Raw genomic sequence first — 11,989 nt, 5'->3', positions numbered from 1 at the left:
GGCGCCGGACGCCGACATGGTCGTCAGGCTCTCGTCGGACTCTTGTCGGATGCATCAGCGGTCCCGTATCCGCACCCGGTCCTGTACCCGGTCCCATGACACGCCGCGTCCGACGGGGATATGGCGCTCTGTCCCGATACATCGAGGCGTGTCGTGAGACCGGGTGACGGGGCCCCCACCCGGTCCCGTCCGTGGCCGGCGTGTCGTGGGACCGAGTGACAGAGCCTCCGCCGAGTTCCGCCCGTGGCCGGCGCGTCGCCGTCCTGTCAGCCGTCCCCGTCGACGACCGGGTCTGCCTGCCGCAGCCGACGGCGCAGGGCCGCCGTCGCCACAGCCGACCGCACCAGATGCACTGGACTGGGAGGCATCCAGCCCAACTGGCGTGCCTGCCCGAGGTCGTCGCGGTAGGCCCAGTGCTCGACGATCTGCCCGTCCCGCATCCGCATCGCGTGGGCGTACTTCACCCGGAATGAGCGGCCGGTGGGCGGCAGTGCCCGGTCGAGGCCGCCGTCCGGACGCCACAGGGTGAAGGTGCCGGTGTGCCGGCCGGCCATGGTGCCGAGGGTGACCACGGTGTCGGCGTCCACGACGACGGCGTCGACCGTGAAGTCCAGGTCGCTGAAGGCCGCGCGGAGCCACTGGGCCGTGGCGTGGAACGCGGCGGGCCCGCCGACCCGGCACTCGGGCGGCTCGGCGACGGCCTCCCGGTTGACGGCGTCCGGGGCGTAGACCGCCGCGAAGTCGGCGGGCGAACCGTCCGGCATCATCAACACCGCGCGCACGGTCAGAGCGGCCAGTGCCTCGTCCTCGGGCGAGCGGGACATCGCGACCTCCGCAGTGAGCGACACGAGGGATCACCGGTCACGCTACTCGCAGCGGACGGGACCGGCGCCGTGCGCGGCCGCCGGGCCCCGGGCATACTGGCAGACACGTCCCCGCGCCCCAGGACGCCGGACACCCGGCACCGCACAACGCCCGGCAGCGCGGAAGACCTTGGACGCTGGAGACCCAGAACAGGAGGCCCGACCATGATCTCGACCGAACTGGCGCGGGCGCTGCGCACCGCCGGTCTGCGCTGGACCCCGGAACCGGGGGACCGCTTCGTGCTCGATCCCGAGCAGTCCCGGCTGGTGCCGGACGAGGACCGCAAGGACGTCTACACCGTCAGCGACATGACCATCGAGGCGCACGAGTACCCGACCGGTACGATCCTCGGTTTCAACGGCACGACCGAGTGGGCGCTCGACTCGGTCGCACTGCAGGATGCCCTCTGGCTGCCGGCCGAGGGGCAGCTGCGCGACCTGCTGCGGGACGGGTTCCGTTCGCTGACCGTCGACGACGACGGCGGCTTCACGGTGCGGGCGACGCCGCGGGGCGAGGACCGGGTGTTCACCGGGGCCACAGCCGCGGACGCCTACGGGGAGGCGCTGCTGGCGCTGCTCCTGCTGGCCGTCGCGCCACCGTCCTGAGTGCCGCGCCGAGTGCCGTGCCGACCACCGCCCTGACGAGGCCGTCAGGCCCGTCGCCATGCGCTAACGTGGAGGCAGCCCGCGCGCGGGCAGGGGCCTCTAGCTCAGTTGGTAGAGCATCGGACTTTTAATCCGCGGGTCGTGGGTTCGAGCCCCACGGGGCCCACCACATCGGCTCGTCTTCGCTTCACTTCGAGCAACTGCGCCACGTCCCCCCGAGGTGCGTGCTCACGTGCAGTTCGGCCGGATAGCCGTCGCTGTGGAACGAGCCGAATTCGCCGTTGCGTGCGTCGTCAGCGGTACCCATCGACGTTGCCGTCCGCCGACGTAGCCGTCTCGGCGCTCTGGTGACGGCTGACAACCCGGGGGCCAAGAGTACGAGCCGCTCAACCAATCGAGGGCCAGTCGCTTGTCAGGTATGCCTCGACTGCGCGGTGACGGAAGCCGTATGGCTTCCCGCGGTCGATGATGCCGCGAACGGTGTCCAGTCGCTGCGAGGTCGGGCCGGCCGCGGATGCGGAGGTGAAGCCTGCACGTTCGGCGATGCGGGTCAACGTGCGTTCGGCCTCCGGGAGTTGCGCCATGGCCTCCACGAGTTCTCGTTCACGCTGAGGCAGGCGCCCAAGGATGCGTTCGACATGAGCAGCTGCTTCACGTTGGGCTGCTCGCCACCCCCTTCTCACCTGGTCCCCGGTGATCAGGTCGCTGTCGTCGGCGTACCAGGCCCGTTCACCAGCGAGTTGGAAGAGGAATGGCTCTCCTCGACACAGCTCGACGATGTCCGCCACGGCCTCCGGCGTCATCCGGACGATGCCTGGGTCTCCGCGATCGTCCGTGACTGACCACCCGGGTACGACAAACTCCTGCAGCGCCAAGGTGAGGTCGTCGTCGTCGATGGCAGAAAGAACCGTTGTCGCGAAGCGCCGCGCAAAGGTGGCGCCCGTGTGTGCTCCGGCCCGATCCTCGAATTCGGGCAACCCCGTCAGGTACACGGCGATCGGCAGGGCACGCTCGAGTCTCACTTGCCCGGGCACCTCGACCTGAACCAGACGCGTGATCGCATCACCCAGGGCGATGAGCAACTGCGAGAGCGCCTGCTCGTCGGTGATGTTCTGGACCTCGTCGATGTGGATCAGGCAGATCACGTTGCGCTGCATGGCAGCCCGGCCGATCTCGACAAGCAACTCGGTCAACTCCACATGTGGATCCGCGCCATTGCTCTCGCGCAGCCCGATCGAGATGCCACTTGCCGCAACCGACTGCACCCGGCTGAGCAGGTCCTTGATGCGCTTCTCGCGCCGCGACGGCAGCCCGGCTTCCTGCGCAAGGTTCAGCAGAGCGGTTGCGACGAGCTTCAGGGGATCCGCACCCGAAGGAATGCGTAGCTGCGGGGTGACCCATCCACCCCCGTCCACCGCGTCGGCTGCGATTCGGCGGACGAGCGCGGACTTGCCCAGACCAGGCTCGCCCAGGACCGTGCGTCCCCGCTCGGGAAGCCCGCGCAGGAGCCGAGGCCGGACCACATCGCGCCAGTCGTTGAGTTGCGCGGTACGGCCGGCCCAGACCTGTGGCACGAAATCGGACCCCGGATTGAAGGGATTGTTCGTGGCTGATCTCACAAAGATAAATTTATCATGGTCAAGTTTGGTCGATAAATTTATCACTGATAGTGGCGCGGATTGATATGTGGGATGAGCACCGGTCCAACCAATCGGCGGTATCGGGTGCAGGCTGCAGTCGGCGATCGCCACAGCCCGGATGGTGCAGGTGCGGCGCGAATCGACGGCCGACTGGCGCCCATCCCGCGCTGGGGCGCCGACTGCCGGCGATCGAAAGGAAACGACAATCGTGGTCCTCACCACGGGGCGGACGGGAACCCGGCCCGGCTGGTCGGCCGTCATCCGGACGGCCGCCGTGCTGGCGGCGGCCATGGGCGTGGGCCGCTTCGTGTTCACGCCGATCCTGCCGCTGATGGAGGCGCAGGCGGGGCTGTCCCCGCAACAGGCGAGCATCCTCGCGACGGCCAACTACCTCGGCTATCTCGTCGGCGCGGTTCTCGGCATCGTCCTGCCGGCCGTCAGCCGTTCCCGACCGGCGCTGCGGATCAGCGGCGTCGCCCTCGTGATCACCCTCGCGGGCATGCCCCTGGTGCACGACGTCGCCACCTGGATGACGTTGCGCGGTGTCGCCGGGGTCGCGAGTACGGTCGTGTTCATGGTCGCGGGCAACGCGATCCTCACCGATCTCGCCGGTTCGGCGGAGCACCTGGTGGGGTGGGCGTACGGAGGGTCGGTGCCGGTATCGCCCTCTCCGGCGTCCTCGTCGCCGTCGTGCAGCGGGCCGGTGACTGGCAGACGGCCTGGTGGGTCTCCGCCGTGCTGATCGCCCTGGTGCTGGCGGTCGGCTGGTCCGTCGGACAGGTGGGCCCGCGCCCCGTCCACGCGGCGACCACGGCGGCCCCGGGTGTCCGCCGGACCCGGGGCTTCGGTCTCCTCCTGGCCTCCTACGTGCTGGAGGGCGCGGGGTACATCATCGCCGGCACGTTCCTCGTCGCGGCGGTCCATGCGACCGCACCGGGCTGGCTCAGTGGCAGCGTGTGAACCATCGTCGGGCTCGTGGCCCTGCCGTCCAGCGCCCTGTGGTCCCGGCTGAGTGCCCGGGTGTCCCGGCACGCGCTCATCGCGGGGGCACTGCTGCTGCAGGCAATCGGCATCGGCCTGCCGGCCCTCTCGGGCAGTCCGTCGGCGGCCATCGCCTCGGCGGTGCTGTTCGGTGCCACCTTCATGGGCGTCACGAACCTCTCTCTCGCCACGGGGCGGCAGCTCCGAGTGGGCGGCGCCGTGGCGGTCATGACCGCCGGGTACAGCGTGGGGCAGGTCGCCGGCCCGCTCGTCGTCGCCCCTCTGCTGGGCTCCGGATACCGGTCCGCGCTGCTCGTCGGCGCCCTGATGGTCCTCGCTGCCGCCGTCGCGGCCGCACTCCTGCGGTTCCGGCTGCCGCGTCCGGAATCGGCCTGAGCGCCGGGGTCTGACGGGCGCCCGAGGGCGCACGTCAGACGGGCCTCACCAGGGTGCGCGCGTCCCGTCCCAGGACCACAGCGCGCCGGTCGGGCCGGAGTCCGGCAGCAGCGCGAGCCGGACGGCTCCGCTCGCCGCCTCCGCCGGGTCCCCGCCCGCCGTCATGCCCGGGATCAGGTTGGTGACGCGCAGGCCGGGCGCGAGCGCGTTGACCTTGACCCGCTCGTCGAGGGACTGGGCCGTCAGCAGCGTCACCGCGTTGACCGCGGTCTTCGAGGACCGGTAGGCCAGGCCGCCGCCGCGCACCCGTTCCCAGTCGAACTGCGGGTTGGGTCCGCTGTTCCAGGTCAGCGAGCCGGTGCCGCTCGAGACGTTGACGACGCGCGGATGGGCCGAGCGCTGCAGCGCGGGCAGGAACGCCTGCGTGACGGCGATGAGGCCGAACACGTTCGTCTCGTAGGCGAGACGGAGCTGGTCGAGCGACGTCGACGCGATGTCCTCACCGCCGGGGTTGACGCCCGCGTTGTTGACGAGGACGTCGAGGTCGCCGACGGTCTTGGCCGCCCGGGCGACGGACTCCGGATCGACGACGTCGAGCTGCACCGCGCGAGCACCACGGCCGAGCCGTTCGGCGGCGTCGGCGCCCCGGGTCTCGTCGCGGGCGCCGACCCAGACGGTCAGGCCGCGATCGAGCAGCTGGTCCGCGATCTGGTAGCCGATGCCGCTGTTCGCCCCAGTGACGAGGGCGATGCGGTCGAACGGTCCGTCGATGAGTTCCGGAAGGATGTCACGGTCTGTCATGACTTCACCAGACGCGCGATGGCATCGGATGCTTCCTTGATCTTCACCTCCGCGTCCGGGCCGCCGGCCTTCGCCGCGTCCACGACGCAGTGCTTGAGGTGGTCGTCGAGCAGGCCCAGGGCGACGTTCTCCAGGGCACTGGTCAGGGCGCTGATCTGCGTGAGGATGTCGATGCAGTACGTGTCCTCGTCGATCATCCGGTGGATGCCGCGTGCCTGGCCCTCGATGCGCTTGAGCCGGGCCAGGTACCGGTCCTTGTCGCTGATGTACCCGTGGACGGCGTTCGCCGGGGTGGAATCGGACGCGGCCGTCGTGGAGGGGGACTCGGGAGTGGTGGCCATGGGAGTGGCTTCCTTTTCTCAGCGGGATGACGAGGTCGGGGAGGGCGTGCGGCGGTCGAGGAACGCGGCGGCGCTGCGGGCCGGTGTGAGGTCGAGGCGGCGCAGCAGCTGCGCGTTCAGCGCCACGACGACGGTGGAGATCGACATCAGGATCGCTCCCACGCTCATCGGCAGGACGAACCCGATCGGGGCCAGCACACCGGCGGCCAGCGGCACGGAGATGAGATTGTATCCGGCGGCCCACCACAGGTTCTGCTTCATCTTCCGGTACGCGGCCCGGGAGAGCGCGATGACGGAGAGCACCGAGCGCGGGTCCGAGGAGGCGAGGATGACGCCGGCCGAGGCGATCGCCACGTCGGTGCCGGCCCCGATCGCGATCCCGACGTCGGCCGCCGAGAGCGCGGGAGCGTCGTTGACGCCGTCGCCGACCATGGCGACGCGACGACCCTCGCGCTGCAGCCCGGTGACGGTCGCGGCCTTGTCCTCCGGCCGCACGCCGGCGAACACCCGGTCGACGCCGAGGTCGCGGGCGACGGTCTCGGCCACGGCCCGGGCGTCGCCGGTGACCATGACGACCTCGATGCCGGCCGCGTGCAGCGCGTCGACGGCCTCGCGGGACTCGGGTCGCACCTCGTCGGCCAGCCGGAGCGCCCCGGCCACCCGGCCGCCGATGACGACGTGCAGGACGATGGCCCCCTCGTCGTGCCAGCGGCCCGTGTCCGCCAGCTCCTCGAGGCCGCCCTGCTCGAGCAGGCGCGGGCCGCCGACCTCGACGACGTCGCCGTCCACGGTGGCCCGCACACCGACGGCGGGGGAGGAGGTGAAGCCGTCCGCCGTCGGGACGTCGATCCCCCGGTCCTCCGCGGCGCGGACGATCGCCTTCGCCAGCGGGTGCTCGCTCGCCCGTTCGGCTGCGGCGGCGACTGCGAGCACGTCGTCCCGGGACCGGCTTTCGTCCGCTCCGGACACCGTCGCGACGACGGTGACGGTCGGTTCGCCGCGGGTCAGGGTACCGGTCTTGTCCATCAGGACGGTGTCGACGGTGCGCATCGACTCCAGGGCCAGCCGGTCGGTCACGAGCACACCGCCGCGCGCCGCCCGTTCCGTCGCGATCGCGACGACGAGGGGGATGGCCAGGCCGAGAGCATGCGGGCAGGCGATGACGAGAACGGTGATGGTGCGCACGACGGCGTCGTCGGGCATCCCGAGCGCGACCCACACGAGTGCCGTGAGCACCGCGGAGCCGAGCGCGAACCAGAACAGCCAGGCGGCGGCGGTGTCGGCGATCCGCTGGGCGCGGGAGGTGGAGTTCTGCGCGTCGGCCACGAGCTTGTGGATGCCGGCGAGCGCCGTGTCGTCCCCGGTGGCGGTCACCTCGACGCGCAGCCCCGAGTCGGTGGCGACGGTGCCGGCGACGACGCGGTCACCGGTCGAGCGCTCGACCGGCGTCGACTCGCCGGTGACCATCGACTCGTCCATGCTGGCGGTGCCGTCGACGATCCGCCCGTCGGCGGGCACCGCGGCTCCGGGACGCACGAGCACGACGTCCCCGACCGCGAGCTCGTCCGGGGCGACCGGCACGACCTCGTCGCCGACGATCTTCTCGGCCGCGTCCGGCAGCAGCGCGGCGAGGGAGTCCAGGGCCGACGTCGTCATGGCCAGGGACCGCATCTCGATCCAGTGGCCGAGCAGCATGATGACGACGAGCAGCGCGAGCTCCCACCAGAAGTCCAACTGCACGTCCAGCACGCCGAGGCTCGCGCCCCACGACGCGAGGAACGCGACGGTGATGGCGAGGGCGATCAGCAGCATCATCCCGGGCCGGCGAGACCGCAGCTCCGCGACGCCACCGGTGAGGAACGGCCGGCCACCCCAGACGTAGAGCACGGTGCCGAGCACGGGGGAGACCCACGGCACCCACGCGGCATCGGGCAGGTGGTAGCCGAGCAGGTGGGCGAACATGCCGCTGAAGGCGACGACCGGCACGGCGAGGACGAGCATGATCCAGAAGAGCCGGCGGAACTGGGTGACGTGATCGCCGTGTCCGGCGTGACCGCCGTGACCGCCGTGCGCGTCGGGCTCGTGGCCCTCGTGCCGGTGCTGTTCGTGGCTCGCTCGGTCATGCTCGGGCGGAGCGGCAGCGGTACGCGGATCGTCGAGGGCGGAACCGGCGTGCAGGTCGTGGTTCATGGCGTCTACCCTATACCCCCATGGGGTATAAGCGGGAGAGTCCCCACGCGACAGGGGTTGAGCTGGGACGACAATCGGACGATGCTGGCAAGCTGGCCTGCTTTGTCCGCCGCTCGGAGGGAATCGCATGTTCGTCCTCATCGGCGTCGCCGTCGTCATCGTCGGTTTCGCCCTCCGCGTCAACGCCCTGCTCGTCGTCACCGTCGCCGGCATCGTCACCGCCCTCATCGGCGGGATCGGACCGGTCGGCATCCTCGACGCCTTCGGCAACGGCTTCGCCTCGAGCCGGTCCGTGACGACCTTCGCGCTCGTGCTGCCCGTCATCGGGCTGATCGAGCGCTACGGCCTGCAGGTCCAGGCCAAGCGCCTCATCGCGAAGCTGGACCGGCTCACCACGGGGCGCCTGCTCGCCGCGTACCTCGCGGTCCGCCAGGTCACCGCCGCGGTCGGGTTGATGAGCATCGGCGGACCGGCGCAGACCGTCAGGCCGCTGGTCTACCCGATGGCCGAGGGTGCCGCGACCAAGCGGTACGGAACCCTCAGCGAGCGGATGCGCGAGAAGGTCAAGGGGTTCTCGGCCTCCTCCGACACCGTCGGGGTGTTCTTCGGCGAGGACATCTTCGTCGCCGTCGGCTCCATCCTGCTCATCACCACGTTCGTCGACACCTCGTACCACCTGACGCTCGAGCCCATCAACCTGGCGCTGTGGGCGATCCCGACCGGTGTCGCGGCGCTGCTGATCCACGGGACACGCCTGCTGCTGCTCGACCGCCGGCTCGACCGGATGGCGGCCGACCTCGCGAAGTCCGCCGGCTCCGGGGCGCGTGCGACGACGGGAGGCGCGGCATGATCACCAACGAATGGCTCTACTGGCTCATCGGCGCGTTCTTCGTGGCGGTCTCCGTCCTCATCCTGCTCGACGCCGGCCACGCGAAGCGCCTCGGCAACGCCGCGTTCTGGGGTGTGCTCGGGCTGAGTTTCTTCTACGGCACCTTCGTCGCGGCCAAGTCGGCACCCGCGTGGGTGCTCGGCATCGCGGTCCTCGTCATGGTGGCCCTGGCCGGTTTCGGGTTCACCGGCACGACGAGCAGGACGCGCACCTCTGCCGTCGCCGGCGCCGGGGCCGGGCAGCCCACCGGTCCGGCGACGCCGACGTCGGCCATCCCGCGGGTGGCCGGTCCGGGACGGGAGGCCGCCCCGTCGGTGCTGGCGACGTCCTCGCCCGAGGAACGGGAGGACTTCGCGACCCGGTTCGGCAACCGCCTGTTCGTCCCCGCCCTCGTGGTGCCGGTCGTCGCCGTCCTCGTCGCGACGCTCGGCCCGCTCATCCGCATCGGCGGCAAGCCGCTGCTCGCCGAGGGCAGTGCCACGCTGACCGGCCTGGGGATCGGCGCGGTCCTCGCGGTCGTCGTCGCCGTCCTCGTCCTGCGCCCGCCCCGGCCCGTGACGACGCCGCTGCGCGAGGGCGGCCGGCTGCTGCAGGCGATCGGCTGGGCCGCGCTGCTTCCGCAGATGCTCTCGACGCTGGGCATCGTCTTCACCCAGGCCGGCGTCGGCACCGCGGTCGGCACCATCGCCAAGACCGTGCTGCCGGCCGGCTCCCTGCTCGCTGCCGTCGTGGTCTACTGCGCCGGCATGGCCATCTTCACGATCGTCATGGGCAACGCGTTCGCGGCGTTCCCCATCATGACGGCGGCGATCGGCTGGCCCGTCCTCGTGCAGGGCTTCGGCGGCAACCCCGCGGCCGTCTTCGCGATCGGCATGCTCGCCGGGTTCTGCGGGACGCTCGTGACCCCGATGGCCGCCAACTTCAACCTCGTGCCCGCCGCCCTGCTCGAGATGCGGGACAAGTACGGGCCGATCAAGGCGCAGCTCCCGACCGCCGGGATCCTGCTCGTCGTCAACATGGGAGTGATGTACTTTGTCGCGTTCTGACGTGTCCCTCGATCGTTCCGCCTGGGCGTCCGACTTCGCGCGGGTGGTGATCGGCAACCTCGAACGGGAGTACCCGTACGCCGCCCAGCACACGGCCCTGGGCCCCGAGGACCGGGCGCTGCCCGTCGAGCTGCACCCGGCGTTCGCGACGTCCTACGACTGGCACTCGTCGGTGCACATGCACTGGCTGGCGGCGCGCCTGGCCGCGTACGCGGCGACGACCTCGGACGCGCTCGACGACGGGCTCGCGGCGCAGCTGACCGGCATTCTCGAGGCCCACCTGACCGGCCCCCACCTGGCGCAGGAGGCCGAGTACCTCGCCGCGACGCCGCACTACGAGCGGCCGTACGGGTGGGCGTGGGGCTTCCGGCTCGCGGCCGAGGTCTCGACGTCCGAGGCGCCCGCGGTTCGTGCCCTCGCGCCGGGGTTCACGCCGTTCATCGACGTCCTGGAGGACCTGACGACCCGGTGGGTCCAGAACGCGGCCTACCCCGTGCGCCACGGCGTGCACTCCAACTCCGCGTTCGGGCTGCTGCTCGCGCTCGACGCCGCGCGGGTGCTCGGTCGGACGGGACTCGAGGACACGGTGTCGCGCACGGCGCGCGCGTGGTTCGGGGCGGACGCGGGCTGGCCGTTCGGGTGGGAGCGCAGCGGGCACGACTTCCTCTCGGCCGGCTTCGCCGAGGCGGACCTGATGCGGGCCGTGCTTCCCGCGACCGAGTTCGCCGCCTGGGCCGAGGGCTTCTTCTCGGCGCTGGAGCCGGGCGACGAGGTGCTGGCCCCGGCCGTCGTGCGGGACGAGAACGACCCGCAGCAGGTGCACCTGTTCGGGCTGGATCTCTCGCGTGCCGGGTCCGCGCGCCGCGTCGTCGACGCGCTGCGGGGTGCCGGCGTGGCGGGGGGTCTGGTCGAGCTGATCGAGCCGGCGGTCGAGCCGCTGCTCGCGGCCGGTCTCGCCGCGAGCGTCGGCGAGGAGTACTACTCGACGCACTGGCTGGCCTCGTTCGCGTGGGATGCGATGGAGGCCCGGGAGCAGGCCGCACTCACGGTCTGAGCGAGGTGCCCGGCGCCGGCCGCGGCCGACGTCGGGTGCCGGTCAGGCCATCCCGGCGACGTTGACCAGCACGGCGAAGGTCGCCGTGCCGAGGCCGACGCTCAGCAGCGTCCGCCGCCCGAATGCCAGGTGCACGACGACGGTGACGACGGCGGCCACCAGCCCGCTCAACAGCGACGCCGTGTCGTGCCCGGCGGACGAGCGGAACGTGACCGCGGCGAGGACCCCGAGGATCCCGACCGGCATCCACACCGCCATCGTCTGCACGAATCGCGAGGAGCGCAGCGGCTTGAGCAGGGCGAACGGCAGCGCCCGCAGCGTGAAGGTGATGGCGAACATGATCGTCAGGACACCGGCGACGTACCAACCGTTCAGCGCGCCGGCGTTCACGACGCCGCCCCCGGTCCCGGGTTCGGCGCGTCCCGGATCGACCGCGCCCGGCCGACCGTGTAGCGGATGACGAGCAGGACGACGAAGCCGATCAGCCCGGCGAACAGCGCCGAGTCCGGGACCAGCACGACGGCAGCCGCGAAGCTGAGGCCGGCCAGCAGCAGCGACGGCACCTCCCGGCGGGTGCGGCACGCGTCGAGCGTCAGGGTGATGAACAGGGCGCAGAGCGCGAACTCGAGGCCGGCGATCCGGAACGGGATCAGCTGGGCGAGTGCGACGCCGGTCAGCCCGCCGCCCACCCAGTACGTCTGGAACGCGACCTGCATCGACACCAGGCGCCAGGACGTCCACCCGCGCGGCCGTCCCGCGGTCACCGCGAACGCCTCGTCGATCAGGGCGTACATCGAGTAGGTGCGCGCCACCGGGTTGCGCACCACGTGCAGCGGGAAGGTGAAGGCGTAGAAGACGTGCCGGAAGTTGACGAGGAACGTGGTCAGCGCGATCGTCGCGAGCGGCGTCACCGCGGTGATCATCGTGATCATCAGCAGCTCGAGGGAACCGGCGAAACCGAAGGTCGACAGGGCCGGCGCGAGCCACCAGGGCAGTCCGGCCTGGATGACCAGCACCCCGAAGGCGATACCGATGGGGTACATCCCGAGACCCGCGGCCAGGGAGTCCCGCACGCCCGCCGCGATCTGCCGGCGCCGCGTCGGTGGTGGCGCCACCTCGATCGTCTCCGTCACTCCACCATGATCTCAGGATCCGCCTGCCACCGGGTTGCCGATTCGGTCG

Annotated in this window: 11 protein-coding genes, 1 tRNA gene and 1 pseudogene; 6 read left to right on the top strand and 7 right to left on the bottom strand. The window is 71.4% G+C overall.

What is annotated here, in order from left to right:
- Window positions 1–266: 266 nt before the first annotated feature.
- On the bottom strand, window positions 267–824 hold the full coding sequence (locus V6N00_RS07680) for an ester cyclase (protein ID WP_334231484.1): 558 nt from the start codon (window positions 822–824) through the stop codon (window positions 267–269).
- Window positions 825–1,028: 204 nt separating this feature from the next.
- On the opposite strand from V6N00_RS07680, the gene V6N00_RS07675 reads away from it, so the two are divergent.
- Both V6N00_RS07675 and V6N00_RS07670 read left to right on the top strand, forming a co-directional pair.
- Complete coding sequence (locus V6N00_RS07675; protein ID WP_334231483.1) at window positions 1,029–1,469, top strand: pilus assembly protein CpaE; 441 nt, start codon at window positions 1,029–1,031, stop codon at window positions 1,467–1,469.
- A gap of 93 nt (window positions 1,470–1,562) precedes the next feature.
- Window positions 1,563–1,638: transfer RNA gene (locus V6N00_RS07670), tRNA-Lys, on the top strand.
- Between the two features lie 217 nt (window positions 1,639–1,855).
- On the opposite strand, the gene V6N00_RS07665 is transcribed toward V6N00_RS07670, so the two are convergent.
- Window positions 1,856–3,220 carry an ATP-binding protein gene (locus V6N00_RS07665; protein WP_334231482.1) on the bottom strand — a complete coding sequence of 455 codons (1,365 nt, stop codon included), beginning with the start codon at window positions 3,218–3,220 and terminating at the stop codon, window positions 1,856–1,858.
- A 7-nt stretch (window positions 3,221–3,227) separates the two neighbouring features.
- On the opposite strand from V6N00_RS07665, the pseudogene V6N00_RS07660 reads away from it, so the two are divergent.
- A pseudogene (locus V6N00_RS07660) lies at window positions 3,228–4,465 on the top strand (YbfB/YjiJ family MFS transporter); the annotation flags it as partial.
- Window positions 4,466–4,531: 66 nt separating this feature from the next.
- Here V6N00_RS07660 and V6N00_RS07655 read toward each other — a convergent pair.
- Genes V6N00_RS07655 through V6N00_RS07645 form a run of 3 tightly spaced genes read right to left on the bottom strand, consistent with a single transcriptional unit; the run spans window position 4,532 to window position 7,818 of the window.
- Window positions 4,532–5,287, bottom strand: coding sequence for an SDR family NAD(P)-dependent oxidoreductase (locus V6N00_RS07655; RefSeq protein ID WP_334231481.1), 756 nt, complete (start codon window positions 5,285–5,287; stop codon window positions 4,532–4,534).
- On the bottom strand, window positions 5,284–5,628 hold the full coding sequence (locus V6N00_RS07650; RefSeq protein ID WP_334231480.1) for a metal-sensitive transcriptional regulator: 345 nt from the start codon (window positions 5,626–5,628) through the stop codon (window positions 5,284–5,286). The genes V6N00_RS07655 and V6N00_RS07650 overlap by 4 nt, the downstream gene beginning before the upstream one ends.
- Before the next feature lie 18 nt (window positions 5,629–5,646).
- Window positions 5,647–7,818, bottom strand: coding sequence for a heavy metal translocating P-type ATPase (locus V6N00_RS07645; RefSeq protein ID WP_334231479.1), 2,172 nt, complete (start codon window positions 7,816–7,818; stop codon window positions 5,647–5,649).
- A 127-nt stretch (window positions 7,819–7,945) separates the two neighbouring features.
- Here V6N00_RS07645 and V6N00_RS07640 point away from each other — a divergent pair, with 127 nt between their 5' ends.
- From V6N00_RS07640 to V6N00_RS07630, 3 genes are read left to right on the top strand one after another with little or no spacing between them, the layout of a single operon-like run.
- Window positions 7,946–8,668, top strand: coding sequence for a DUF969 domain-containing protein (locus V6N00_RS07640; protein ID WP_334231478.1), 723 nt, complete (start codon window positions 7,946–7,948; stop codon window positions 8,666–8,668).
- Window positions 8,665–9,753, top strand: a complete 1,089-nt coding sequence (locus tag V6N00_RS07635; protein WP_334231477.1) for a DUF979 domain-containing protein — start codon at window positions 8,665–8,667, stop codon at window positions 9,751–9,753. Before V6N00_RS07640 ends, V6N00_RS07635 begins: the two co-directional genes overlap by 4 nt.
- Before the next feature lies 1 nt (window position 9,754).
- Window positions 9,755–10,807: a DUF2891 family protein gene (locus V6N00_RS07630; protein ID WP_334231476.1), complete on the top strand. Its 1,053-nt coding sequence runs from the start codon at window positions 9,755–9,757 to the stop codon at window positions 10,805–10,807.
- A gap of 42 nt (window positions 10,808–10,849) precedes the next feature.
- Here V6N00_RS07630 and V6N00_RS07625 read toward each other — a convergent pair whose 3' ends face one another.
- Window positions 10,850–11,197 carry a branched-chain amino acid transporter permease gene (locus V6N00_RS07625; protein ID WP_334231475.1) on the bottom strand — a complete coding sequence of 116 codons (348 nt, stop codon included), beginning with the start codon at window positions 11,195–11,197 and terminating at the stop codon, window positions 10,850–10,852.
- A complete protein-coding gene (locus V6N00_RS07620; RefSeq protein WP_334231474.1) occupies window positions 11,194–11,940 on the bottom strand; it encodes an AzlC family ABC transporter permease in 747 nt (248 codons plus the stop codon). The genes V6N00_RS07625 and V6N00_RS07620 overlap by 4 nt, the downstream gene beginning before the upstream one ends.
- Window positions 11,941–11,989: the final 49 nt, after the last annotated feature.

The sequence above is a fragment of the Tersicoccus mangrovi genome, from assembly GCF_036881825.1.
In the GTDB taxonomy this organism is placed as follows: domain Bacteria; phylum Actinomycetota; class Actinomycetes; order Actinomycetales; family Micrococcaceae; genus Tersicoccus; species Tersicoccus mangrovi.
The sequence above is the reverse complement of the archived record's forward strand: the minus strand, read 5'-3'. Positions and strand labels throughout refer to the sequence as shown.